20 protein-coding genes and 1 riboswitch are annotated in these 25,730 nt (G+C 71.8%); of the genes, 14 read left to right on the forward strand and 6 right to left on the reverse strand.

Annotated features, from left to right (window positions below; translation table 11 throughout):
- From M1D46_RS15385 to M1D46_RS15415, 7 genes are all read left to right on the forward strand, one after another.
- On the forward strand, nt 1-756 hold the full coding sequence (locus M1D46_RS15385; protein WP_456285989.1) for a riboflavin synthase: 756 nt from the start codon (nt 1-3) through the stop codon (nt 754-756).
- Nucleotides 753-2,039: a GTP cyclohydrolase II gene (gene ribA / locus M1D46_RS15390; protein ID WP_271173605.1), complete on the forward strand. Its 1,287-nt coding sequence runs from the start codon at nt 753-755 to the stop codon at nt 2,037-2,039. Before M1D46_RS15385 ends, ribA begins: the two co-directional genes overlap by 4 nt.
- Entirely contained in the window at nt 2,036-2,509 is a 474-nt protein-coding gene (ribH, locus tag M1D46_RS15395) for a 6,7-dimethyl-8-ribityllumazine synthase (protein WP_456285990.1), read from the forward strand. Before ribA ends, ribH begins: the two co-directional genes overlap by 4 nt.
- 47 nt (nt 2,510-2,556) lie before the next feature.
- Complete coding sequence (locus tag M1D46_RS15400; RefSeq protein WP_271173607.1) at nt 2,557-2,907, forward strand: Fe-S protein; 351 nt, start codon at nt 2,557-2,559, stop codon at nt 2,905-2,907.
- Between the two features lie 236 nt (nt 2,908-3,143).
- Nucleotides 3,144-4,574 carry an MFS transporter gene (locus tag M1D46_RS15405; protein WP_456285991.1) on the forward strand — a complete coding sequence of 477 codons (1,431 nt, stop codon included), beginning with the start codon at nt 3,144-3,146 and terminating at the stop codon, nt 4,572-4,574.
- Nucleotides 4,575-4,650: 76 nt separating this feature from the next.
- On the forward strand, nt 4,651-6,708 hold the full coding sequence (locus M1D46_RS15410; protein ID WP_456285993.1) for an ABC transporter ATP-binding protein: 2,058 nt from the start codon (nt 4,651-4,653) through the stop codon (nt 6,706-6,708).
- A 43-nt stretch (nt 6,709-6,751) separates the two neighbouring features.
- On the forward strand, nt 6,752-7,825 hold the full coding sequence (locus tag M1D46_RS15415) for a winged helix DNA-binding domain-containing protein (RefSeq protein WP_456285994.1): 1,074 nt from the start codon (nt 6,752-6,754) through the stop codon (nt 7,823-7,825).
- Between the two features lie 105 nt (nt 7,826-7,930).
- On the opposite strand, the gene M1D46_RS15420 is transcribed toward M1D46_RS15415, so the two are convergent.
- On the reverse strand, nt 7,931-9,787 hold the full coding sequence (locus M1D46_RS15420; RefSeq protein WP_456285995.1) for a phosphoenolpyruvate carboxykinase (GTP): 1,857 nt from the start codon (nt 9,785-9,787) through the stop codon (nt 7,931-7,933).
- 121 nt (nt 9,788-9,908) lie between these two features.
- Here M1D46_RS15420 and M1D46_RS15425 point away from each other — a divergent pair, with 121 nt between their 5' ends.
- From M1D46_RS15425 to M1D46_RS15435, 3 genes are all read left to right on the forward strand, one after another.
- Nucleotides 9,909-11,357: a helix-turn-helix domain-containing protein gene (locus M1D46_RS15425; RefSeq protein ID WP_416383290.1), complete on the forward strand. Its 1,449-nt coding sequence runs from the start codon at nt 9,909-9,911 to the stop codon at nt 11,355-11,357.
- A gap of 205 nt (nt 11,358-11,562) precedes the next feature.
- Entirely contained in the window at nt 11,563-11,742 is a 180-nt protein-coding gene (locus M1D46_RS15430; RefSeq protein ID WP_282979442.1) for a hypothetical protein, read from the forward strand.
- A gap of 32 nt (nt 11,743-11,774) precedes the next feature.
- A complete protein-coding gene (locus M1D46_RS15435; RefSeq protein WP_456285996.1) occupies nt 11,775-12,215 on the forward strand; it encodes a hypothetical protein in 441 nt (146 codons plus the stop codon).
- A gap of 3 nt (nt 12,216-12,218) precedes the next feature.
- Here M1D46_RS15435 and M1D46_RS15440 read toward each other — a convergent pair whose 3' ends face one another.
- From M1D46_RS15440 to glyA, 3 genes are all read right to left on the reverse strand, one after another.
- The gene (locus tag M1D46_RS15440) at nt 12,219-13,799 is read right to left on the reverse strand and encodes an AMP-binding protein (protein ID WP_456285997.1); all 1,581 of its coding nucleotides are present in this window, start codon (nt 13,797-13,799) and stop codon (nt 12,219-12,221) included.
- Nucleotides 13,800-13,932: 133 nt separating this feature from the next.
- Nucleotides 13,933-14,814, reverse strand: a complete 882-nt coding sequence (locus M1D46_RS15445; RefSeq protein ID WP_324014106.1) for a bifunctional methylenetetrahydrofolate dehydrogenase/methenyltetrahydrofolate cyclohydrolase — start codon at nt 14,812-14,814, stop codon at nt 13,933-13,935.
- 120 nt (nt 14,815-14,934) lie between these two features.
- The gene (glyA, locus tag M1D46_RS15450) at nt 14,935-16,233 is read right to left on the reverse strand and encodes a serine hydroxymethyltransferase (protein ID WP_324014105.1); all 1,299 of its coding nucleotides are present in this window, start codon (nt 16,231-16,233) and stop codon (nt 14,935-14,937) included.
- A gap of 34 nt (nt 16,234-16,267) precedes the next feature.
- Nucleotides 16,268-16,351, reverse strand: a riboswitch (ZMP/ZTP riboswitch).
- 57 nt (nt 16,352-16,408) lie between these two features.
- Here glyA and M1D46_RS15455 point away from each other — a divergent pair.
- From M1D46_RS15455 to M1D46_RS15470, 4 genes are all read left to right on the forward strand, one after another.
- The gene (locus tag M1D46_RS15455) at nt 16,409-17,575 is read left to right on the forward strand and encodes an N-acetylglucosamine-6-phosphate deacetylase (RefSeq protein ID WP_456285998.1); all 1,167 of its coding nucleotides are present in this window, start codon (nt 16,409-16,411) and stop codon (nt 17,573-17,575) included.
- Between the two features lie 364 nt (nt 17,576-17,939).
- Nucleotides 17,940-21,110 carry a sigma-70 family RNA polymerase sigma factor gene (locus tag M1D46_RS15460; protein WP_456285999.1) on the forward strand — a complete coding sequence of 1,057 codons (3,171 nt, stop codon included), beginning with the start codon at nt 17,940-17,942 and terminating at the stop codon, nt 21,108-21,110.
- A 19-nt stretch (nt 21,111-21,129) separates the two neighbouring features.
- Nucleotides 21,130-21,951: an alpha/beta fold hydrolase gene (locus M1D46_RS15465; protein ID WP_456286000.1), complete on the forward strand. Its 822-nt coding sequence runs from the start codon at nt 21,130-21,132 to the stop codon at nt 21,949-21,951.
- A gap of 9 nt (nt 21,952-21,960) precedes the next feature.
- A complete protein-coding gene (locus M1D46_RS15470) occupies nt 21,961-22,944 on the forward strand; it encodes a malate dehydrogenase (RefSeq protein ID WP_456286002.1) in 984 nt (327 codons plus the stop codon).
- 54 nt (nt 22,945-22,998) lie between these two features.
- On the opposite strand, the gene M1D46_RS15475 is transcribed toward M1D46_RS15470, so the two are convergent.
- Nucleotides 22,999-24,936, reverse strand: a complete 1,938-nt coding sequence (locus M1D46_RS15475; RefSeq protein WP_456286003.1) for a helicase HerA-like domain-containing protein — start codon at nt 24,934-24,936, stop codon at nt 22,999-23,001.
- A gap of 137 nt (nt 24,937-25,073) precedes the next feature.
- Nucleotides 25,074-25,730 carry a phosphatase PAP2 family protein gene (locus M1D46_RS15480; RefSeq protein ID WP_456286004.1) on the reverse strand — a complete coding sequence of 219 codons (657 nt, stop codon included), beginning with the start codon at nt 25,728-25,730 and terminating at the stop codon, nt 25,074-25,076.

The raw sequence follows: 25,730 nt of genomic DNA on the forward strand, positions 1-25,730 counted from the left end.
ATGTTCACCGGCATCATCGAGGAGATCGGCCGCATCACGGCGATCGAGCCCTCCGGCGACGGCGTGCGCCTCACGCTCCACGCCCCGCGCGTGATCGAGGACGTGCACCACGGCGACTCGATCGCGGTGAGCGGCGTGTGCCTCACGGTCGTGGACTGGACGGACGAGGGCTTCACGGCAGACGTCATGAAGCAGACGCTCGACATGTCGACGCTCGACGCGGCGCGGACGGGCACCCCCGTCAACCTCGAGCGGGCGACGGCCTCGGGCGGCCGGCTCGGCGGCCACATCGTGCAGGGGCACATCGACGGCACGGGAACCGTCGTCGGCGTCCGGCCCGGCGAGCAGTGGCGCGTCGTGCGCATCGCGCTCCCCGCCGAGCTCGCGCCCCTCGTCGTCGACAAGGGCTCGATCGCGGTCGACGGCGTCTCGCTCACCGTGAGCGCCGTCAGCCCCGCCCACGAGCCGACGCCGTGGTTCGAGGTGTCGCTCATCCCCGAGACGCTCGAGGCGACGACCCTCGGCGAGCGCCGCGTCGGCGACGCCGTCAACCTCGAGACCGACATCCTCGCGCGCCACGTGCAGCGGCTGCTGTCCTTCGGCGCGCAGCAGGCGACCCCCGCGCCCGTCCGCGCGGCCGTCGCGACCGCCCAGCGCGAGGCCGGGACGGGTCACGAGTCGTCGTTCGCGACGTACGACGTTCCGCCCGCCGACTTCGTCATCCTCCGCTCCACCCCCGAAGGAGGCTCGCGATGAGCCTTGCCAGTCAGCTGTCGACCATCCCCGAGGCGCTCGAGGCGCTCCGGGCGGGCCGCCCCGTCCTCGTGGCCGACGACGAGAACCGCGAGAACGAGGGCGACGTCATCCTCTCGGCGCAGCTCGCGACGCCCGAGTGGATCGCCTGGACCGTGCGGTACTCCTCGGGCTTCCTGTGCGCCCCCATGCCCCAGGACTGGGCCGACCGCCTCGACCTCGCGCCCATGGTGGCCGTCAACGAGGACGCGCGGTCGACGGCGTACACGGTGAGCGTCGACGCAGCCGAGGGCGTCACCACGGGCATCAGCGCGCACGATCGCGCCCGCACGGTCAACGTCCTCGCCGACCCCGAGTCGACGCCGACGAGCATCATCCGCCCCGGCCACATCCTGCCCCTGCGCGCCGTGCCCGGCGGCGTCCGCGAGCGCTCGGGCCACACCGAGGCCGCGGTCGACCTCATGCGCCTCGCGGGCCTCGCACCCGTCGGGGTGATCGGCGAGGTCGTGGCGGAGGACGGCGACATGATGCGCCTCCCCGGCCTCATCGAGCTCGGACAGCGCGAGGGGCTCCCTGTCGTCACGATCGAGCAGCTCATCGCCTACCTCGAGGAGAACGACCCGTCGGCGGAGCCCGTCACGCCGTTCCGCCGCCAGGTGAGCCTGCGCGCGGACTCCACCGTCCCGACCTCGCACGGCGTCTTCCGCTTCCTCGCGTACAAGGACCGGATCACCGGCACCGACCACCTCGCGGTCGTCAAGGGCGACCTCACCGACGACGCGCCGCTCGTGCGCGTGCACTCGGAGTGCCTCACGGGCGAGGCGTTCGGCTCGCTCAAGTGCGAGTGCGGCCCGCAGCTCGACGCCGCGCTCGACGCGATCGAGCAGGACGGCGGCGTGGTCATCTACATGCGCGGGCACGAGGGGCGCGGCATCGGCCTCATCAACAAGCTGCGCGCCTACGCGCTGCAGGAGCGCGGCCTCGACACCGTCGATGCCAACACGGCACTCGGCCTCCCCGCCGACGCGCGCGACTACGCGGCGGCCGCGGGCATCCTCGCCGATCTCGGCGTCGAGCGCATCCGCCTCCTCACGAACAACACCGACAAGGTCAGCCAGCTGCGCGCCCTCGGGCTCGAGGTCGTCGAGCAGGTGCCGCTGATCGTCGGCGTCGGACCCAACAACCACCAGTACCTCGAGACGAAGCGCGACCGGATGGGTCACGTGATCGGCGAGGAGGCGCTCGCCGCGGCGGTCGCCCAGATGCACGAAGGAGCAGAGAAGTGAGCGGCAAGGGAGCACCCGAGAAGGGCGGCATCGCGGCGGAGGGCCTGCGCGTGACGATCGTCGCGGGGACGTGGCACGACGAGATCACCGACGGGCTCATCGCAGGGGCGCAGCGCACCCTCGACGCGGCGGGCGCCGAGTCGACGCTCGTGCGCGTGGCGGGCTCGTTCGAGCTCCCGATCGTCGCGAAGGCGGCGCTCGAGGCGGGCGCGGACGCGGTCGTCGCCCTCGGCGTCATCATCCGCGGAGGAACGCCCCACTTCGACTTCGTCTCGAACGCCGCGACGGATGGCCTCACGCGCGTCGCGCTCGACACCGGCAAGCCGGTCGGCTTCGGCGTGCTCACGCTGGACGATGAGCAGCAGGGCCTCGACCGCGCGGGCCTGCCTGGCTCGAAGGAGGACAAGGGCGCAGAGGCGGCCGACGCGGCGCTGCGCACGGCGCTCACGCTGCGCGCGCTCCGCGGCTGAGGGCGACCTTCCTTCTACATATCGTAGAAAACCCGTAGGGTGTGCTCATGGAGATCCTGCGCAGCATCGTCATCGTCATCCACCTCGTCGGCTTCGCGACGCTCTTCGGCTCGTGGCTCGTCGAGGTCGCGAACCGGCGGACGCACGTCACGCGGCTCATGCACTGGGGGCTCGCGATCGCCGGTCTCGCGGGTCTCGCTCTGGCCGCGCCGTGGGGCGTGGACGGCGACCTGAACTACGCCAAGATCGGCGTCAAGCTCGTCGTGCTCCTCGTGATCGGCGCGCTCCTCGGCATCCTCTCCGCACGGCAGAAGCGCGGCGCGCAGACGCCGCCCGCGCTGTTCTGGCTGGTCGGCATCCTCACGCTCGCGAACGCGACGATCGCGGTCATCTGGTGACCGCATCCGAGCCCTCGGGCGGCTGAGCATTCCGCCCACCGGCTCCGGCACGCACGACGGCCCCTCTGCGCACCTTTCGCGCGAGGGGCCGTCGCGGTCTCCGTATTGCTGAGGGCGCGTAGACTTGACGATCGCGTCCGCGCGTCGAGACGGCCATCCAGCCGGCGACGACGCCGACGCCGTCTCCCCGGCGAGCGCCCTCCGCGCCGCCGTCTTCCCTCCGGACAGGCATCTCCATGACATCCACCGCAGCACAGAGCCCCGACGCCCCCGCCGCCGCCACGCCCGCGAACACGCGCGGCCGCGTCATCACCGCGAGCCTCGTCGGCACGACGATCGAGTTCTACGACTTCTACGCCTACGCGACGGCGGCCGTGCTCGTCTTCCCTGCTCTCTTCTTCCCGACGGGCAACGAGACCACGGCGCTGCTCGCGTCGTTCGCGACCTTCGGCGCCGCGATGCTCGCGCGCCCGGTCGGGGCGATCGTCTTCGGCCACTTCGGCGACCGGTTCGGACGCAAGGCGACCCTCGTCGCATCGCTGCTCACGATGGGCATCGCGACCTTCCTCATCGGCCTGCTGCCGACGTACCAGCTCATCGGCGCGTGGGCAGCGCTCCTCCTGCTCATCCTGCGGCTCGCGCAGGGCTTCGCGCTGGGCGGCGAGTGGTCGGGCGCCGCGCTCGTGGCGACCGAGAACGCGCCCGCCGGCAAGCGCGCCCTCTACGGGACGTTCCCCCAGCTCGGCGCGCCGATCGGCTTCATCATCGCGAACACCCTCTTCCTCGTGATCAACTTCGCCCTGCCCGGCGAGGGCGGCCTCGCATCGGAGGCGTTCCTCGCGTGGGGCTGGCGCATCCCGTTCCTCTTCTCCGCGGTCATGGTGATCATCGGCCTCTGGGTCCGCCTCAAGCTCGTCGAGTCGGACTCGTTCACGAAGGCGGAGAAGACCGGCGCGATCCAGAAGTTCCCGCTCGGCGCGACCGTCCGCACGCACTGGCGCCCGCTCATCCTGGGCACCTTCTACATGCTCGCGACGTACGTGCTCTTCTACCTCATGACGAGCTTCACGCTCGCGTACGGCACCCGCCCGGCGACCGCCCCTGAGGGCGTCGACCCCGCGACCTTCGTGCCCGGGCTCGGGTTCACGTACGTCGACTTCGTGCTCATGCAGATCATCGGCGTCGTGTTCTTCGGCCTGTGCACGCTGCTCTCGGGACCGCTCGCCGACTCGGTCGGACGCCGCCGCCTCCTCATCTGCGTCACGACCGCGATCATCGTGTTCGGCCTGCTCTTCGTCGTCTTCCTCCTGCCGCAGGGCCAGGAGAAGTTCACGGGTGCGCTCGTGCAGGCGTTCCTCATCTTCGGCTTCCTCCTCATGGGCATGACGTTCGGGCCCATGGGCGCGCTGCTTCCCGAGCTGTTCCCGACCAACGTGCGGTACACCGGATCGGCCGTGTCGTACAACGTCGCGTCGATCCTCGGCGCCGCCGTGGCGCCCTCGATCGCGCTGGGTCTGTGGGCCCTCGGCGGCGGCAACCCCTGGCTCGTCGGCGTGTACCTCGCCGCGGCCGGCGTGCTCACGCTCGTCGCGCTCCTCATCGGCAAGGAGACGAAGGACGTCGACCTCGACGACGACGCGGCGGTCGCAGCGGCCTCCCGACGCTGAGCCGATGCGCGGGGCGGTTGCCTAGGCTGGCTGAGGTGCGCTCGGCGATCCCCCGCGCACCTCGGAAGGAGACCCCGTGAGCCAGACCGCCCCGCGCGCACGCCGCTCGCTCTTCGCGCGACCGCGTGCAGAGGAAGGGCCGCGCGCGTCGTTCCGGCAGCTGCTGCCCTTCCTCCTGGAGCACCGCGGCGTGCTCGTCGTCGTCGCGGTGCTGAGCATCGTCGAGGCGGTCGCGACGCTCGTCCAGCCGCTCCTCATCGGGCAGGTGATCGACCGCGTCCAGGCCAGCTCGCCGCTCGGGTGGCTGCTGTGGGCTCTCGTCCTCCTCGTCCTCGCCTCGAGCGCCGTGGGCGCGTACCAGCACTACCTCCTGCAGCGCACGGGCACCGCGGTCGTCCACTCGAGCCGGCGCCGCCTCATCGCGCGCATCCTCCACCTCCCGGTGAGCGAGTTCGACGCGCGGCGCACCGGCGACCTCGTCTCGCGCGTCGGCACCGACACGACACTGCTCTACGCCGTCCTCACCCAGGGCCTCGCCGACAGCGGGGGCAACGCCCTCCTGTTCGTCGGCGCCCTCGTGGCGATGCTCTTCATCGATCCCGTGCTGCTGCTGACGATCGTCGGCGTCATCGGCGTCTCGGGTGCGGCCGTCGGGCTCCTGTCCGGTCGCATCCGCGCCGCATCGGCCGCGCAGCAGGAGCGCGTTGGCGAGCTCTCGAGCGGCGTCGAGCGCGTGATCGGATCCATCCGCACCATCCGCGCGGCGGGAGCGACCGACCGCGAGCAGGAGTCGGTCGGCGCGATGGCGACCGCCGCGTACCACGCCGGCATCCGCGTCGCGAAGGCGTCTGCGCTCGTCGTCCCGGTCGCGGGCATCGCGATGCAGGTCTCGCTGCTCGTCGTGCTCGGCGTCGGCGGCATGCGCGTCGCATCGGGAGCGCTCACGATCGCGAGCCTCGTCACGTTCGTGATGTTCCTCTTCCTCCTCATCATGCCCCTCGCCTCGGCGTTCGGGGCCATTGCGAGCGTCGGCCAGGCGCTCGGCGCGCTCGGGCGCATCCAGGAGGTCCTCGACCTCCCCACCGAGGACGCCGACGACCGCGTCCGCGCCGACGCCGCGCCAGCCGCCCCGCGCGAGGGCAGGACGGACGCGCGAGAGCAGGACCCCTCCGCGGGAATCCTCCTGCGGCGGACGGATTCTCCTGCAGCGGATGGCGCGGGCGCGACGGCAGCGGATGGCATGGGCGCGACGACAGCGGATGGCGCGGCACCGGCGACAGCGGATGGCGCGGCGCCGGCGATCGCCTTCCGCGACGTGCGCTTCGCCTACCCCGCGGCGGCGGTCGCGGCACGCGAGGAGGCGGCGCGCGAGGCGCAGCGGGCGATCGAGCGTGCGCACCTCGAGGCGGGGCCTCTCGACGAGGAGGCGGCACAGGCGCCGAGCGAGGCCGACCGCGAGGTGCTCCGCGGCGTCTCCTTCGAGGTGCCGCACAGCGCGCGCGTGGCGCTCGTCGGCCCGTCCGGCGCGGGCAAGTCGACCATCCTCTCGCTCATCGAGCGCTTCTACGACCCGACGGGCGGCGCGGTCCTCCTCGACGGCGTCGACATCCGCGACCTGCCCCGCGCCGAGCTGCGGTCGCACTTCGGATACGTCGAGCAGGACGCGCCGACGCTCGCTGGCACGCTCGCCGACAACCTCCGCCTCGCCTCGCCCGACGCGAGCGACGCCGACTGCGACCGCGTGCTGCGCGCCGTGAACCTCGGCGAGATCGTCGACCGCAGCCCGCTCGGGATCGACACCCCGGTGGGCGAGGACGGCGTCATGCTGTCCGGAGGCGAGCGCCAGCGGCTCGCGATCGCCCGCGCGCTGCTCGCGGCTCCGCCCATCCTGCTCCTCGATGAGTCGACGTCGTCCCTCGACGGCGTCAACGAGCAGAGGATGCGCGAGGCGATCGACGCGGTCGCCGAGGGGCGCACGCTCATCGTGATCGCGCACCGCCTCTCGACCGTCGTCGACAGCGACCGCATCGTCGTGCTCGATCGCGGCCGAGTGATCGGCCAGGGCACGCACTCGGAGCTCGTGGCGAGCGTGCCGCTCTACCGCGATCTCGCGAAGCACCAGCTGCTCGTGTGAGTCGCCTTCCCCGACGTCGGCGGCCACGGGCAGGATGGGCGGCATGGATCTCCCCGCCCTGCGGCGAGCGCGCCTGCGCCACCACCGGCTCGTCGCTCCCGCGCGCACACCCGTCGACGCCGCCCGCCATCTGACCGCCACCCAGTCCCAGGACTTCTGGGGCGGCCGGCTGGCTCTCGCCGCGCGGACACGCGGCGCAGGGGTGTCGGCCGTCGACCGCGCCTACGACCGCGGCGCACTCGTGCGCGCGTGGACGCAGCGCGGCACGCTGCACACCGCCGCGGCCGAGGACCTCGGCTGGATGCTGTCGGTCACCGCCGCGCGGATGCTGCAGGCCGACGCGAAGCGGCTGCGCGACCTGGGCATCGCCGACGACGACATCGCGCGCGCCGAGAAGCTCGCCGTGGCCGCGCTACGCGGCGGCGGCCGCCTGACCCGCGCGGAGATCGCCGCGGTCTGGGAGTCGGGCGGCATCTCGACGGCCGGTCAGCGCGGCTACCACCTCATCGTCACGCTCGCGCTCCACCGCGTCCTCGTCTGGGGCCCCGTCGTCCATCGCGACGGGGCCGAGCCGCGCGAGCAGCACCTCGTCCTCGCCGAGGAGTGGATCCGCGAGTCCGCATCGCCCGCCGACCCGCTCGCCGAGTTCTTCGCGCGCTACATCGCGGGGCACGGACCGGCCACGGCGCGCGACTTCGCCTGGTGGGCCGGGCTCCCGCTCACCACGGCACGCGCGGCCGCTGCCGCCGCGGCGGATCGGGTGAGGGTCGTCCGCGACGCCGACGAGCCGCTCTACGCGTCTCCCGCGCCACCGCGCACCGCTCCCGACGCCGCGCGGACGTTCGCCCTGCCGACGTTCGAGGAGTTCTACATCGCCTACGCCGACCGCACCGTGACCGCATCCCCCGAGGCGCTCGCGGCCGCAGGTCCCGGCGCCAACGGCATGGTGCGGCCCCTCATCGTGCACGACGGCGAGATCGTCGGCGTGTGGAAGCCGCCCGCGATGGCGCAGCGGGCGACGGGCGACGCGCAGATCGAGCTCTTCGCCGACGCTCCGATCGACGCATCCGACGCGCGCGCCGCGGTCGACCGGGCCATGGCCATCCTGCGCGCGTGAGCCGAGCATGAAGCGGCCCGCCCCGGATCGGAAGGGGGCGGGCCGCTGGGGTGCGTCACCCGGCGTGCGGTCCGGGTGGACGCGGCGGAAGGCCGTCTGTGCGGATCAGGCCTTCGCGGACTCGAGACGCTCGCGAAGAGCCGCGAGCTGCGCCCGCAGCGCGGCCGGGACGCGGTCGCCGAACGTGTCGTAGAACTCCTCGGTGAGCGCCGCCTCGGCGAGCCACGACGTCGGGTCGACCTCGAAGAGCTCCTCGAGGTCGGCTGCGGGCACATCGATGCCATCGAGGTCCAGGTCGGCGACGACCGGCAGCAGGCCGATGGCGGACGGCACGGCCTCGACCTCACCCTGCAGGCGACGGATGATCCAGTCGATCACGCGCGAGTTCTCGCCGAACCCGGGCCAGAGGAAGCGGCCGTCGGCGCCCTTGCGGAACCAGTTGACCTGGAAGATCCGCGGGAGCTGCTCGGCCTTGCCGCCCATCTCGAGCCAGTGCCCGAAGTAGTCGGCCATGTTGTACCCACAGAACGGCATCATCGCGAACGGGTCGCGGCGCAGCTCGCCCACGGTGCCCTCGGCCGCCGCGGTGCGCTCCGACGAGATCGTCGACCCGAGGAAGACGCCGTGCTCCCAGTCGAACGCCTCGACGACGAGCGGGACGTTCGTCGCGCGACGGCCCCCGAAGAGGATGGCATCGAGCGGCACCGCCTCCTCCCAGTCGTCCGCGATCGACGGCGCCTGATCGGCGGCCACGGTGAAGCGCGAGTTCGGGTGGGCGGCCGGGCGGCCCGCGTCGGGCGTCCAGTCCTGGCCCTGCCAGTCGATGAGGTGCGCGGGCGTCTCGTCCGTGAGGCCCTCCCACCAGACGTCGCCGTCGTCGGTCAGCGCGACGTTCGTGAAGAGCACGTTGCCCCACAGCGTCTCGACCGCAGTGACATTCGTCGACGCGCCCGTGCCGGGTGCGACCCCGAAGAACCCGGCCTCGGGGTTGATCGCATGGAACCGGCCGTCGGCGCCGGGGCGGATCCACGTGATGTCGTCGCCGAGGGTCTCGACCTTCCATCCGGGGATGGTGGGGCGCAGCATCGCGAGGTTCGTCTTGCCGCAGGCCGACGGGAAGGCCGCGGCCACGTGGTACGCGCGGCCGGCAGGGTCGATGACGCGGATGAGCAGCATGTGCTCGGCCATCCAGCTCTGGTCGCGCCCGAGCACCGAGGCGATCCGGAGCGCGAAGCACTTCTTCGCGAGGATGGCGTTGCCGCCGTAGCCGGAGCCGAACGACCAGACCTCGAGCGTGTCGGGGAAGTGCACGATGTACTTCTCGTCGTTGCACGGCCACGCGACGTCGACCTCACCCGGCTCGAGCGGGGCTCCGACGGTGTGCACCGTGCGCACCCAGTCGGCGCCCTCGGCGATGAGGCGCGTGACGTCGTCGCCGACGCGGGTCATGATCTCGATCGACGCGACCGCGTACGGGCTGTCGGTGACCTGCACGCCGATCTGCGAGATCGGACCGCCGACCTTGCCCATCGAGAACGGCACGACGAACATCGTGCGGCCGCGCATGGAGCCGCGGAACAGCGGGTTCAGGGTCTCGCGCATCTGCGCGGGGTCGGCCCAGTTGTTCGTGGGGCCGGCGTCCTCCTCGCGCTCCGAGCAGATGTACGTGCGCGACTCGAGGCGCGCGACGTCGCCGGGGTGCGATCGCGCGAGGAACGAGTTCGGGCGCTTCTCGGCGTCGAGCGGGATGAGCGTGCCGGAGGCCACCATGTCGGCGATGAGCGCGGCGTTCTCCTCCGCGGAGCCCGATACCCAGTGGATGCGATCGGGCTGGGTGAGACGGGCGATCTCGTCGACCCACGCGGCGAGCTCGCGCATGCCGGCGCCGTCGTAGGCGGGCCGTGCGCCGAAGCCGGCGAGGGCGTCCGTCGTGTGAGGGGCGAGGGGTTCGGCGATTGCCATCAGAGCTCCTTGTGGGTGAGACGTGGTCGCCATGCCAGGTTCTCTCGGTTCTGCCGCTCTTTTCGGCCATCCGAAGTCGAAAGAATGATGGATCTTTAGCTATCATCAAGGAATGCCTCCGATGAGCGACCAGAAGACCGGCCTCGAGCTCAAGACCCTCGGCCACCGCATCCGCCATCACCGCGTGCAGCGGGGGCTGACGCTCGACGAGCTCGGCGCGCTCGTCGGGGTCGCCGGAAGCCAGCTGAGCCTCATCGAGAACGGCAAGCGCGAGCCGAAGCTCTCGCTGCTGCAGGCCATCGCCGACGCCGTGGACACGAACGTCACCGACCTCATCTCAGGAGAGCCGCCGAACCGCAGGGCCGCCCTCGAGATCGAGCTCGAGCGGGCGCAGTCGAGCCAGGTGTTCCGCCAGCTCGGCGTCCCGCCGATCAAGGTGACCAAGGGTCTCAGCGACGAGACCATCGAGTCGATCATCGGCCTGCACCGCGAGCTGCAGCGCCGTGAGAACGAGGCGATCGCCACCCCGGAGGAGGCGCGGCGCGCCAACACCGAGCTGCGCCTGCGGCAGCGTGCGGCCAACAACTACCTGCCCGAGATCGAGGAGCTCGCCGAGCGCCAGCTCCGCGCGGCCGGCCACACGTCGGGCGCCCTCAAGCACCGCACGGTGAGCATCATGGCCGAGCAGCTCGGCTTCGAGCTCATCTACGTGAACGACCTGCCCTCGTCGACGCGCTCGATCACCGACCTCGAGAACGGCCGCATCTACCTGCCGCCGGCGTCGATCCCCGGCGGCCACGGTCTCCGCTCGATGGCCTTGCAGGCCATGGCTCACCGGCTGCTCGGGCACGAGCGGCCCACCGACTACGCCGACTTCCTCCAGCAGCGGCTCGAGATCAACTACTACGCCGCCTGCTGCCTCATCCCGCAGACCGCCGCGGTGGCGTTCCTCGAGCAGGCGCGCAAGGACCGCAATCTCGCCGTCGAGGACTTCCGCGACGCGTTCGGCGTGACGCACGAGGCGGCGGGCATGCGGATGACGAACCTGCTCACGACCCACTTCGGCATGCGGCTGCACTTCCTCAGGGTGGGCAGCCAGGGCCAGGTGGAGCGCGTTTACGAGAACGACGGCCTGCCGCTGCCCGAGGATGTGACCGGTGCGATCGAGGGCCAGATCGTGTGCCGCAAGTTCGCGGCGCGCAACGCCTTCGAGCAGCAGAACCGCACGACCGAGCACTACCAGTACACCGACACCCCGGCCGGCACGTTCTGGTGTGCGACGCAGACGGGCTCGCGCAGCTCGGGCGAGTTCTCGATCACGGTCGGCGTCCCGTTCGACGACGCGAAGTGGTGGCGCGGTCGCGAGACGCAGGTGCGGGCGTCGTCGAGCTGCCCCGACGAATCGTGCTGCCGGCGGCCGCCGAGCGTTGCGGAGTCACCGTGGCGCGGCAAGGCGTGGCCGAGCGCGCGCGTCCACACGCACATCTTCTCGCCGCTGCCCCGCGGCGCCTTCCCGGGCGTCGACGACCTCGAGGTCTACGAGTTCCTCGACCGCCACAGCGAGCACTGACCTCCCCCGCCCCCCCTTCTGCATGTCTCACTCGCTGTGGTTTCGGCGGCCCCTTTCACACCCCGGGTGAGACATGCAGAACCTGGACGGGGTCATCCCGGAGGAGGACCCTGGGATGACCCGGGTTCATCCCCCAGCGGGATGTGCGCGACGCCCCGCCGGGCGGAAGCTGGAGCAGTACCAGCCGCCGACCCGAGGAGCCGTCATGCCGGCCACCGCCATTCCCTCGCCCTCGCAGCCTCCGAGCGCACCGCGCCGCACGGGGCTCGTCGACCCCGCGTACAGCGCCCTGCGCATCGCCGCGGGCTCGCTCGTCTTCCTCGGCACGGAGTCGACCGTGTCGGTGAGCACGCTGCGCCTCGCGGGCGAGCCATCCGCCTCGTAGCCGGCGAGCGGCCTGCGTGGCAGGCTGAGGCCATGAAAGCGTGGTTCATCCGGCTCGTCTGCCTCTACCTCTTCGACGTGCTCGTGCTCGCGGTCGTCGGATGGCTCGTCCCGTTCGTCTCCGTCGGCTGGGCCGCGTGGTGGGCGGCTCTCGTGCTCGCGCTCGCGACGATCTGGCTCAAGCCGCTCCTCGCACGGATCTTCCGCGGCGCCGCGTCCTCGCTCGCGCGGAGGGCGCGCATCGGCGAGAAGCTCGTCCAGTACCTCGCGACGTTCCTCGTGCAGCTCGTCATCTGGATGCTCGTGGTCGCCCTGTCGGACGTCGACGTGCGCGGCTGGTTCTGGGGCTACGTCCTCCCGCCGCTCTACCTGCTCGTCGCGTGGGTCGTCTACGACCTCATCGACGACCGCTTCGAGCGCCGGGCGACGCGGATGCTCGACGACGCCCGGGCGCGCTTCAAGCGCCGCGGATGACCCTCACTCCCCCGTCAGGCGGGCCTTGAGATCCTTGCGGAGGATCTTGCCCGATGCGGACTTCGGGATGGCGTCGACGAACTCGACCCGGCGCAGCTTCTTGTAGGGCGCGACCTGGCCGTTGAGCTCGGCGAGCACGGCGTCGGCGTCGGGCTCGCCCTGCGGGACGACGAAGGCCACGGGCGCCTCGTCGCCGTCCTCGAGCGGCTCGCCCACGACCGCCGCATCCGCGACGCGGTCGCTCGCGAGCAGGAGCGCCTCGAGCTCCGCGGGCGCCACCTGGTAGCCCTTGTGCTTGATGAGCTCCTTGAGCCGATCGACGATGAACACGGCCCCGCTCGCGTCGTATGCGGCGATGTCGCCCGTGCGCAGCCATCCGTCCTCTGTCAGGCACGCGGCCGTCGCCTCCGGGTTGTCGAGGTACCCGAGCATCACCTGCGGCCCGCGCACCCACAGCTCGCCCGAGCGCGAGCGCCCCTCCTCCGGCACCTCGATCACCGCGTGCGTCTCGATGTCGACGATCTGCGCCTCGGTGCCCGGCACGGCGGGCCCGATCGACGAGAGCGGGACGCCGTCGCTCGCGCCGCGCACCATGGCGTGCGAGACCGGGCTGAGCTCGGTCATGCCGTAGCCCTGCAGCACCTCGACGCCGAGACGGTCGGCGACCGCGCGGCCGAGTCGCTCGTCGAGGGGCGCAGCTCCCGAGAAGACCGTGCGCAGGGCGCTCAGGTCGTACTGGTCGACGAGCGGGTGCTTCGCGAGGGCGACCGCGATCGGCGGGGCGATGAACGCGTAGGAGACGCGGTGGTCCTGCAGGACGCGCAGGAACTCCTCGAGATCGAACCTCGGCATCGTGACGAGCGTCGCACGCGCGCGCAGCGCGAGGTTCAGGAGCACGGTCATCCCGTAGATGTGGAAGAACGGGAGCACCGCGAGCAGGCGCTCCTGCGGCGACACGTGCAGTCGCGCGACGCACTGCTGCACGTTCGCGACGAGGTTGCGGTGCGAGAGCATGACCCCCTTGGGCAGGCCCGTCGTGCCCGACGAGAACGGGATCACGGCGACCTGGCTCCGCGCCTCCGGTGTCACGTCGGGGGCGGGATGGCCCTCGGCCAGCAGGTCGCGGAGGGTCGGGAAGGCGTCCCACCCGTCGAGGACGACGATGCGCTCGGCCGGGATGCCCGTCGCCTGCGCCGCGGGCACCGAGCCGGGCGCGAGCGGCGAGACCGTCACGTGCGCGACGGCCCTGGCCATCCGCAGCTGCTTCTCGATCTCGCCCGGCGTGAAGAGCGCGTTGACCGTGGTCGCCGTCGCGCCGGCGCGGAGGATGCCGTGGAAGGCGATCGCGAAGGCCGGGGTGTTGACCGCGTGCAGCGAGACCACGTCTCCGGGGCCGATGCCGCGCGCGGCGAGCGCGCCCGCGAAGGCGTCGATCGCGTCGACGAGCGCTCCGTAGGTCAGGGTGTCGCCGGTCCGGCCGTCGATGAAGGCGACGAGGTCGCGCTCCTCATCGCGGAGGTCCGCGAAGAGGAGGTCGTAGACGGGTGCGTCGGGAATGGTGAGCTCGGGCTCCGGAGCGTGCATGATGGCCTCTCGTCCCCTTCAGGCCCGCCCCTCCGACGGCCCCTCCGGTCGCCGTCGACCGGATGCGGGGAGTCTCTCACGAAGAACCCCGGCCCGACGAGAGCGGACCGGGGTTCGTGTCGGGGGACGCGGCTCAGGCGAGGGAGCGCTCGGCCGCCTCGACGACGTTCGTCATGAGCAGCGCCACGGTCATCGGGCCCACGCCGCCGGGGTTCGGCGACAGGAAGCCCGCGACCTCGGCGACGTCGGGGTGCACGTCTCCGAAGACCCGCTGCTTCCCGGTCTCGGGGTCGGTCTCGCGCGTGACGCCCACGTCGAGCACGGCCGCGCCGGGCTTGACGTCCTCCGCGCGGATGAGGTGCTTGACGCCGGCGCCCGCGACGATGACGTCGGCCTCGCGCAGGTAGGGCGCCATGTCGGGCGTGCCCGTGTGCACCTGGGTGACCGTCGCGTTGACGTCGCGCCGCGTGAGGAGGAGCCCCATGGGGCGGCCGATCGTCACGCCGCGGCCGACGACCACGACGTGCTTGCCGTTCAGGTCGTACCCGTTGCGCACGAGCAGCTCGATGACGCCGCGGGGCGTGCACGGCAGCGGGGTGGCGATCGGCGCGTTCACGTTGAGCACGAGACGGCCGAGGTTCGTCGGGTGCAGGCCGTCGGCGTCCTTCGCGGGGTCGATGCGCTCGAGCACCGCGTCCGTGTCGATGTGCTTGGGCAGCGGCAGCTGCACGATGTAGCCGTGGCACGTCGGATCGGCGTTGAGCTCGTCGATCAGCGCCTCGACGTCGGCCTGGGTCGCGTCAGCCGGCAGCTCGCGCTGGATCGAGTTCATCCCGATCGCCACCGACTGCTTGTGCTTCATGCCGACGTACAGCTGCGACGCGGGGTCGGCGCCGACCAGCACGGTCGCGATGCCGGGTGTGACGCCCTTCGCCGCGAGGGCGGCGACCCGCTCCGCGAGCTCCGCCTTGATCGCGGCCGCGGCCGCCTTGCCATCGAGAATCTGTGCGGTCATCCGTCTTCGTCTTCCCTCGTTCGTGGGTCAGAACCGGTCGAGACTAGTGCCCGTCGTCGAAGCCAGCGCGGGGAGCGCTGGCTTCGACGACCGGGGCTAGTCTCGACGGATCGGGGTGCCTCAGACGCCTGCGTAGCCCTGGCCGACCTGCTCGAGGCCGGGGTAGAGCGGGAACGCATCGGCGAGCTTCGCGACGCGCTCGCGCAGGGCGTCGACGTCGGCGCCGGGGAGCAGCGCGAGGGCGATGATGTCGGCGACCTCGGTGAACTCGGCGTCGCCGAAGCCGCGCGTCGCGAGCGCGGGGGTGCCGATACGCAGGCCCGAGGTGACCATCGGCGGGCGCGGGTCGTTCGGGACGGCGTTGCGGTTGACCGTGATGCGGATGTCGTGCAGGAGGTCCTCGGCCTCCTTGCCGTTGATCGCGGCGTCGCGCAGGTCGACGAGCACGAGATGCACGTCGGTGCCGCCCGAGCGGACCGCGATGCCCGCGTCCTTCACGTCCTGCTGCGAGAGGCGATCGGCGAGGATGGCCGCGCCGCGGACGGTGCGCTCCTGACGGTCCTTGAACTCGGGCGTCGCGGCGAGCTTGAACGCGGTGGCCTTGGCGGCGATCACGTGCATGAGCGGGCCGCCCTGCTGACCCGGGAAGACGGCCGAGTTGATCTTCTTCGCGATGTCGGCGTCGTTCGTGAGGATGAAGCCCGAGCGGGGGCCGCCGATCGTCTTGTGCACGGTCGACGAGACGACGTGCGCGTGCGGGACGGGGCTCGGGTGGACACCCGCGGCGACCAGGCCCGCGAAGTGCGCCATGTCGACCCAGAGGTACGCGCCCACCTCGTCGGCGATCTCGCGGAACGCGGCGAAGTCGAGCTGGCGGGGGTACGCCGACCAGCCGGCGATGATGACCTTCGGCTTGTGCTCGAGGGCGAGGCGGCGCACCTCGTCCATGTCGACGAGCGAGGTCTCGGGGTTCACGCCGTAGGCGACGATGTCGTAGAGACGGCCGGAGAAGTTGATCTTCATGCCGTGCGTGAGGTGGCCGCCGTGGTCGAGCGAGAGGCCGAGGATCGTGTCGCCGGGGCGGGCGATCGCGTGCAGCACGGCCGCGTTGGCGGTGGCGCCCGAGTGCGGCTGGACGTTCGCGAACTCGGCGCCGAACAGCTCCTTCGCGCGGGCGATCGCGAGCTCCTCGGCGACGTCGACCTCCTCGCAGCCGCCGTAGTAGCGGCGGCCAGGGTAGCCCTCGGCGTACTTGTTCGTGAGCACGGAGCCCTGCGACTGCAGCACCGAGACAGGCACGAAGTTCTCCGACGCGATCATCTCGAGGAAGCCGCGCTGGCGATCGAGCTCGCGCTGCAGCACCTCCGCGATCTCCGGGTCGACCTCGGCGAGGGGGGCGTTGAACAGCGGATCGGTCATGGCGATCTCCAGACGACAGACGAAAAGGGGTCATCGCATCGGCCCAGGCGTGCGGTCGAATGCCGTCTCGGTCGCTTCCCGGTGGTGCACCACCTCAACGCCAGTCGCGACGCGAACAGCATAGCCGACCCGAGTCGGATGGCCGCGGTCGGGTGGATGTGGGAGGGTCAGGAGCATGGGGACCGTGATCCACTCGACGCTGCTCGTCTCCGACCGCCGCGCGGAGCGCGACGGCTGGATCCGCTTCGAGGACGGACGCGTCTCGTCGCGCGGCGACGGAGACGGATGGCGCGCCGCGACGCAGACGGGCGATGTCGTCATCGACGCGGCCGAGATCGCGGGCGACGGCGCCGTGCTCACGCCGGGGCTGATCGACCTGCACGGGCACGGCGGTGCGGGCGCCGCCCACGAGGACGGGGCGGACGCCATCCGGACGGCACGCGCTCTGCACCGGGCGCACGGCACGACGCGAGCGGTCATCTCGCTCGTGACCGCTTCCGTCGACGACCTCGAGGCGCGCGTCGCCGCCATCGGGCGCCTCGCCCAGCATGAGGACGACATCCTCGGCAGCCATCTCGAGGGGCCGTTCCTCGACCCCGGCCATCACGGCGCGCATGACCCCGAGCTCCTGCGCCACCCCGACGCCGACACGGTCGCGCGCCTGCTCGCAGCGGGCGAGATCGGCGGAACCCAGACCATCCGGCAGATCACGATCGCCCCCGAGCTGCCCGGCGCGATCGACGCGATCCGCGCCATCTCGGCGGCGGGGGTCATCGCGGCGATCGGGCACACCGACGCCGACGCCGACGCGACCGCGGCGGGCGTCGACGCCGGTGCGACGCTCGTGACGCACGCCTTCAACGCGATGCCGGGCATCCACCACCGCCGGCCGGGGCCCATCCCGACCGCCGCGCGCGACGACCGGGTCGTGCTCGAGCTCATCGCCGACGGTGTGCACGTCGCCGACGCCGTGATGCTCATGCTGCTCCGGGCAGCGCCGGGCCGGGTCGCGCTCGTGACCGACGCGATGGCGGCGACCGGCATGGCCGACGGCGACTACGCGATCGGCGCCCTCGACGTGGTCGTCGAGCAGGGCGTCGCGACGGTACGCGGCACCGACATCATCGCGGGCTCCACGCTCACGCAGGACGTGGCGCTCCGCCGGGTCGTCGGGCTCGGCGTCCCGCTGCCCGACGCGGTCGGGGCGCTCACGGCGACACCCGCCAAGGTGCTGCGCCGCGACGACCTCGGCACGCTCCGCACCGGGGCGATCGCCGATGCGGTTCTGTGGAGCCGCGAGCTCGAGGTCGCGCGCGTCTGGACGGCGGGCGCCGTGCGCTGAGGCGTCCGGAGAGAGATCAGGGGCCCGGACCCCTCCCCCGAGTGTCCGAGCCCCTCGTCGCGAGCGGCGATGCCGCCTCGCGAGACCTCCGACCCGAAGCTCCCCAGCAGCTGGGCGGAACGTCCCTCACCGCATGAGACGGCGGTGGGGCGGTTTCATTACGCGACTTCCGAGAAATTTGTCGAACTCCGGATGTGACCGTGCCATCGGGCGGCAAATCCCCCGTGAATCCCTACATCGGGGTGGCGGAGCCGCCCGATCCGCGGGAGGATGTTCACCGGCCTGACGACCCGACGTCGGCCGCACGCGCACCCGCCGCCACCGATGCGACGAGGGGTGTGCCCACCGACACGGACCCGCACCTATGACCACAGACGACGAGAACCTCAGCGACGGCGAGGCGCCGGCATCGGCGACCCCCGACGCGGATCTCGTCCTCCGCACCCGCTCGGGAGACCACGACGCGTTCGGCGAGCTGTGGCGGCGCCACTACCGATCGGGCATCGTCGCCGCGCGGTCGATTACGTCGAGCCTCGACGCCGACGACCTCGTGCAGGAGTCGTACGCGAAGATCTTCCAGTCGATCCAGCGCGGCAACGGGCCGACCGGCTCGTTCCGCGCCTACCTCTTCACGACCATCCGCAATGTGGCGGCATCGTGGGGCCGCGCGCGCACGGAGGCGACGAGCGACGGGCTCGAGGAGGTCGAGGACCCGGAGTCGACCGAGGTCGCCACGGACGAGGCGCTCGACCGCAGCCTCACCCACACCGCCTTCCGCAGCCTGCCCACGCGCTGGCAGGAGGTGCTCTGGTACACCGAGATCGAGCAGATGAAGCCCGCGGAGATCGCGCCGCTGCTCGGCATGAAGGCGGCTGCCGTCTCGCAGCTCGCGTTCCGCGCTCGTGAGGGGCTGCGCGAGGCGTGGATCCAGGCGCACATCGCCTCCGTCGAGGACGGGTCCGCGCACGCCTGGACGATCGAGCGCCTCGGCGCGTACACGCGCGGCAACCTCGGATCGCGCGACCAGGCCAAGGTCGACGCGCACCTCGGCGAGTGCGCGCGCTGCGCGATCGTCGCCTCGGAGGCGAAGGAGGTCGGCAGCCGACTCGCGCTCGTGCTCCTGCCGCTCACGATCGGCGTCACCGGCACCGCCGGCTACCTCGCATCGCTCCAGCGCGACGAGTCGGCGCTCGTCGCGCTCGCGGCCATGCCGTCTTCGGTATACGAGGGCGCTGTGGCGGTCGCGGGCGGAGCCGTCGGCGCCGGAGCGGCGACCGGCGCGGCAGCGGATGGCGCCGCCAAGTCGGTCGGGTTCGCTGCGGCAGGCGGCGGGTCAGGTGGATCCGGAGGATCGGCCGGCGGGTCGGCGTCGAGCTCCGCGTGGACGATCGGCGGGCTCGTCGGCGCCGGGATCGCGGCGGCCGCGGTCGCGGGAACGGTGCTCGCGGCGACGCTCACGGGCGGCTTCGCGGGATCCGCGAACGAGGCCGCGTCAGCATTCGAGGACGCTGCGCAGCCCGACGCGTCGATCGAGGCCTCCGACGAGCTGCTCGCGCAGACCCCGGCCCCCGAGGAGCCGATCGCTCCCCCGGTCGACGAGCCCGCGCCATCCGCTTCGCCGACCCCGACACCGACGCTCACTCCGGCGCCGGCTCCCGAGCCGAGCGCCGAGCCCCAGCCGACGGCCGAGCCTCAGCCGACCCCCGAGCCCACGCTCGAGCCGCAGCCGACCGCCGAGCCAGAGCCGTCAGGGGCGCCGTCGCCCGAGCCGAGCCCATCGGAGGAGCCCGCTCCGAGCCCGTCGGAGGAGCCGTCGCCCGAGCCGACGCCGCAGCCGTCGGAGCCCGCGCCCGAGGTCGAGAGCCCCGCGCCCATCGGCTTCGAGCGTGCGTCCGTCGTCGATGCGCGCGAGCGCATCGTCCAGATCGACGTGACCGGCGAGCCCGGTGAGCCCGTGGCCGTGACCGAGTCGAGCTCCGCACCCGCTGCGGCCTCCGCGATGCTCCTCTTCACGGCGGCCGACGCGGATGCGCTCGCGGAGGGCGAGTTCTCGGCCGACGGCGTCGCGGAGCTCCAGTTCGCGCTCACCGCCGTTCAGGTGACGGACGACGTCACGCTCGAGATCGCCTATCGCGACGTCGAGGGTGAGTCGTTCGTCGCGTCGCTGTCGACGCTGGGCGTGCGCGATCCGCTGCTCGAGGCCGTCGAGCCCGAGCCGACCCCGACTCCGACTCCGACTCCGACTCCGACGGTGACGCCGACCGCGAGCCCGACGCCCACGCCGGAACCGACGCCGACTGAGACGCCGGTGCCACCGCAGCGGATCGACATCGGCGCGGCGGTCGATGTCGACAAGAACGCCGGAACCGTCGAGTTCGCCGTGACCGGCGAGGTCAGCAAGCAGGTTTCCGTGTACGTCAACGGGTCGACCTCGTCCGACGACTCACGAACGCTCGATGCTGAGGGGAAGGCCACGCTCACCATCGCGCTCGGCCCGGGCGAGGTCCGAGACGATCTGCCGATCGAGGTGCGCTATCGGGATGGCGCCCTCGCGGGCCTCGACGACGCGACGACTCTGGGCGAGCTGATCGATATCGAGGATGTCGCGATCAACGATCCGCTGCAGCTGAGCGCTCTAGGCGACGATGTCGACAGCACAGCGACGCTGGTCGTGAGCGGGGAACCCGACGCGCGGGTCGAGGTGTTCCTAGCGGAACGACGGCTCGGCACAACCCAATTGGCGGGCGGGACGTCGACCATCGTTCTTCCGCTCACGCAGGAGGACGTGAGGTCCGACGTCGCCGTCGTCGCCCGCTACGCGGCAGCGCACGCCGTCGCGCCTCCGGTCGAGAACACCGTTCGCGAGCTGAACCTCAGCGGGCTGCTGGACACGTCGCTGCAGGTTGGCACGCCGAATGTCGATCCCGAGCGTGAGAGGTTCACGGTCGTGCTCCCACTCGTCGGCGAGCCGGGCGAGAGTGTCGTCGTCGACGTTTATGGAACTCAGACGGTCGTCCCCCTTGCGAATCCTGGTGGGAACGCCGTGTTCGCTTTCGAGCCGCAGCTCTCCGAAGACGGCCTCGCGCTGAGCGATCCGATGGCTCGGGTGACGCTTAGCTACGCCCGCCAGGAAGTGTGGGGCAATGGCGCATCGGAAACGCTTGCATCGCTCGGCGTTGAGGAACTTGTCGCTCCACCGACCCCGCTCACAATCGAGTCCGCCACGAGCGGACTGCCCACCGACCCCTTCGACGCCGACGCACTCCTGCCCGTGACCACGACGGTTGAGATCGCGGGCAGGCCGTACTCCGCAACTCGATTGATCTACTCCGGCGACGCTGTGTGGCGCGGGGTGCTCGACGGATACGGAATGGCAACGGCGAGCTTCACGAAACCGGCGGGCGAACTTCTTCTCGATGTGGTTGCGCAGCAGGACACCATCGAGTCCGAGTACGAGGACACAGCACATGGTGACGCGTCTCAGCCTGTGCGCTTGTCTTCGTTCATCTCGACTCTGACCATCCCACTCCCCTGACCCGGCTACCCTCGTCCGAGTGACGGACAATCCCTACGGGCCCGAGTGGGTGCGGCACGATGCGACCGCGGCCGACGGCATCCGGCTCGCGTACTGGACCGCGGGGCAAGGCGCACCGCTCGTGCTCATCGCGGGTCAGGCGGTCGATCACCGGTCGTGGCAGATCGTGGGGCCCGGACTGCTCCGCGATCGGCAGATCGTGATCTTCGACCACCGCGGCATCGGCGACAGCGAACTGGGCGAGGCCGAGCGCTTCACGACGCGCCTCTTCGCCGACGACGTCGTGCACATCCTCGACGATGCGGGCATCGAGCGAGCGGACGTCGTCGGGCATTCGATGGGCGGCCGTGTCGCCCAGTGGCTCGCGATCGACCATCCCGAGCGCGTGCGCAAGCTCGTGCTCGTCTCGACGTCGACCGGCGACGCGCACGGCCCGCGGCGTTCCGACGAAGCCGACCGCGCCATCCGCTCGCGCGACCGGAAGGAGGTCGCGTCGGTCTTCTGGGACGAGGCGCAGGACGACCTGGTGCGGCTCCTCGCCGTCGGCCGCGACCGCACCGCCCTCGCCCGGCACCATCGCGCCAGCCGCGCGCACGACACGCTCGACGACCTGCCGCGCATCACGGCCCCGACGCTCGTGCTGCACGGCGAGCTCGACGCCCTGACGCCGGTCGAGAACGCCCGGGTCCTCGACGCGCGCATCCCGGGCGCCCGACTGACCGTGATCAAGGGCGCCAAGCACGGCGTGCTGCTCGACGGCGGGATCGGGATGCAGATCGCCGACCGGTTCCTGCGCCGCCCGCTGCGCTCGGCCCTGCCGGAGGCACCGACCGACCGGTAGCGTCGAGTCATGGTCACACCTCTTCGCATCGCCGTCACGGGCGCGGCCGGTCAGATCGGCTACAGCCTCCTCTTCCGTCTCGCGAGCGGCGGTCTCGGCGACCGCCCGGTCGAGCTCCGCCTGCTCGAGGTGACGCCCGCGCTGCCGAAGGCGGAGGGCGTCGCGATGGAGCTCGTCGACTGCGCATTCCCCCTTCTCTCCGGGATCGACATCACCGACGATGCGCGGCGCGCGTTCGACGGAGCCGACCTCGCGCTCCTCGTCGGCGCCCGCCCGCGCACGGCCGAGATGACCCGCGGCGATCTCCTCTCCGCCAACGGAGCGATCTTCACGGCCCAGGGTCAGGCGCTGAACGACGTCGCAGGCGACGACATCCGCGTGCTCATCACGGGCAACCCCGCGAACACGAACGCGCTGATCGCGCAGCAGAACGCGCCCGACATCCCGGCCGAGCGCTTCTCTGCCCTGACCCGCCTCGACCACAACCGCGCTCTCGCGCAGCTGGCGCTCAAGACGGGCGCGCCGGTGTCGGAGATCTCGCGCATGACGATCTGGGGCAACCACTCCGCGACGCAGTACGCCGACCTGTCGCACGCCGTGGTGTCAGGCCGGCCCGCGCTCGAGCTCGTCGACCGTCCGTGGGTCGAGAGCGAGTTCCTGCCGACCGTCGCGAACCGGGGCACGGCGATCATCGAGGCCCGCGGTTCGTCGTCCGCAGCGTCCGCGGCGAGCGCCACGGTGGATGCCGCGCGCGACTGGCTGGACGGCACGGCCGAAGGCGACTGGACCTCGATGGCGGTCGTCTCCGACGGGTCCTACGGCGTGCCCGAGGGACTCGTGTCGTCCTTCCCCGTGCAGACGGAGAACGGCGGATGGCGGATCGTGCCCGACCTCGAGATCGACGGCTTCTCGCGCGCCCGCATCGACACGTCGGTCGCCGAGCTCGCCGACGAGCGCACCGCCGTGCGCGAGCTCGGGCTCATCCCGTCCTGAGCTGATGGTGGAAGCCCTGCCCGCCCCGACACGGGGCGGGCAGGGCTTTCATCCTCAGCGCCGGCGGCTGTTGCCGAACAGACCCCGGATCACGCTGTTCACGAGGGTCGTCGCCGCCGAGCCGATGACCCGCTCGACCACGCGGTCGCTGCTCGACCGCGTGGTGCGCCGTGTCGTCGTGCGGCTCTTGGTCGACTTCAGCAGGCGGTCGTACTCCTGCTGCGCCTTCTTCTCGATCGCGGCCTTCTGCTTCTCGTACTCGGCGTCGGCCTTCGCCTTCTCGAGTGCCTTCTCCTCGGCCTCCGCGGCCTCGGCGGCGGCGTTCATCTTCGCCGTGAGCATCTCGTACGCGGATTCGCGATCGACGGGCTCGCCGTACTTGGGCAGGAGCGTCGACGACGCGACAGCCTGCTCCACGACAGCGGCGGGCGACGCGTCCATGAGCCCCTGCGGTGCGCGCACGCGCGTCCACGCGACGGGTGTGGGCGCACCCTTCTCGCTCATGACGGTGACGATCGCCTCTCCGGTGCCGAGCTCCTGCAGCACCCGCTCGAGGTCGTAGCCCGACTTCGGATACGTCCCGACCGTCGAGCGAAGCGCCTTGGCGTCATCCGGCGTGAAGGCGCGCAACTGGTGCTGCACGCGGGAGCCGAGCTGCGCGAGCACGTCGCCATCGACATCCTTCGGCGTCTGCGTGACGAAGAAGACGCCGACGCCCTTCGAGCGGATGAGCCGCACCGTCTGCGTGATCGCCGCGAGGAAGTCCTTCGACGCGTTCTTGAAGAGCAGGTGCGCCTCGTCGAAGAAGAACACGAGCTTGGGCTTGTCGACGTCGCCGACCTCGGGCAGCAGCTCGAAGAGCTCGGCGAGGAGGTACATGAGGAACGTCGAGAACAGTTCCGGTCGATCGGCGACGCCCGGCACCTCGAGCAGTGAGACGATGCCACGGCCATCCTCGGCCGTCCGCAGGAAGTCCTGCACATCGAACTCGGGCTCTCCGAAGAAGACGTCGGCGCCGCCCTCGGCGAACGTGATGAGCTCGCGCAGGATGACGCCGGCGGTCGCCGACGACAAGCCGCCCAGCCCCTTGAGCTCGGCCTTGCCCTCGTCGCTCGTGAGGTACTGCAGCACCGCGCGGAGGTCGGCGAGATCGACGAGCGGCAGGCCCTTCTCGTCGGCGTAGTGGAAGACGAGCCCGAGGCTCGACTCCTGCGTGTCGTTGAGGCCGAGCACCTTCGACAGCAGGAGCGGCCCGAAGCCGGTCACCGTCGCGCGCACGGGCACGCCCGTGCCGATCCCGCCGAGCGCGAAGTACTCGACCGCCGCCGCCTCGGGCTTCCAGTCCTGGCCGATGCCCTTCGTGCGGGCGAGAAGCTTGTCACTCGGCTCCCCCGGCGTCGCCATGCCCGTGAGGTCGCCCTTGATGTCGGCCGCGAACACGGGCACACCCTTCGCGGCGAGCTGCTCCGCGAGCCCCTGCAGAGTGCGGGTCTTGCCCGTTCCCGTTGCTCCGGCGACGAGGCCGTGCCGGTTGAGCATCGCGAGCGGGATCCGGATCTGCGCGTCGGCGAGCGGCTCCCCGTTCACGAGGGCGCCGATGTCGAGCGTCTCCCCCTCGAAGGCGTAGCCGTCGACGATGCGCTGCACGTCGCCCGCGTCGAGCGGCCCGTCAGACGCCGCGGGCTTCGCGGATTCCTCGGATGGCTCGGGCTCGGGCTCAGCGGACGGCTCGGGCTCGGCGGATGGTTCGGGCTCGGGCTCCGCGGATGTCTCGGGCTCCGCAGATGGCTCGTCCGCGGCGGGCGGCTCGGCATCGTCCTCGGCGGCCGGCTCGTCGCCATCCGACCGTCCGGCACGTGCCGCGGCGGCCTCCGCGGCGGCGAGCTTCGCGCGGGCCTCCGCGGCCTTGAGAGCGGCTTCGGCGGCCGCGGCCTCCGCGCGCAGTCTCTCGAGTTCGGCGGCAGCGGCGTCAGGAGCGTTCTCGGGGCTCATGGCCACAGCCTAGCCAGCGCGGGTCGCCCGACGCGGGACACGACGCAGGAACTCCCCGGGCCCGGCGCGCGCTCACCCCCAGGATCGCGCGGGCAGCAGGCTCCGCCTCCGACCGGACTCCTGCGCTGTGTCCCGCCCTACGACCGGGCGAGCCTCTCCGACTGCTCCCGCCGCTCAGCGATGCGGTCGCGATCTCGCAGGAGACGCGCGTTCAGGAGCGCGGCGACGACCAGCGCCGCCCCGGCCCCGACGAGCGCGCCGCCCGCGGTGTCGCTCGCCCAGTGCGCCGAGAGATACGTGCGCGCGAACGCCATCGAGAGCGTCCAGATCACCGCGACCGTGGCCATCCACCATCGCGGGAAGAGCACCCACAGGGCGAACACGACCGTGGCGGCATTGGCCACATGCCCCGACGGGAATGAACCGTGGTCGACGACGACGAGGATGTCCTCGGGGCGCTGCCGCGAGTAGAGCTGCTTGAGCAGCTGCACGAACCCCGCGCTGGCAGCCGTCGCGACGAGGAAGTACAGGGCTCCCCAGCGGTGGCGCGTTGCGAGGAGGAAGGCCCCGATCCCGAGCGGGAAGACGAGGATGGCCCACCACCCTCCGCCGATCCGGTCGAGGAGGAGAGAGAACCACAGGCGGACGCCCGCATCGGCCTCGGGCAGCACGCCTGCCCACCACGTGTCGATCGGGAAGGGATCGCGGTGCAGCACCGTGGCCCAGCCGAGCAGCGCGGCCGCCGCGATGAGCCCGATCCCCCACCACAGCATGGCCCGACGCGACATCCCCAT

The organism is Microbacterium sp. JZ70 (assembly GCF_053903225.1).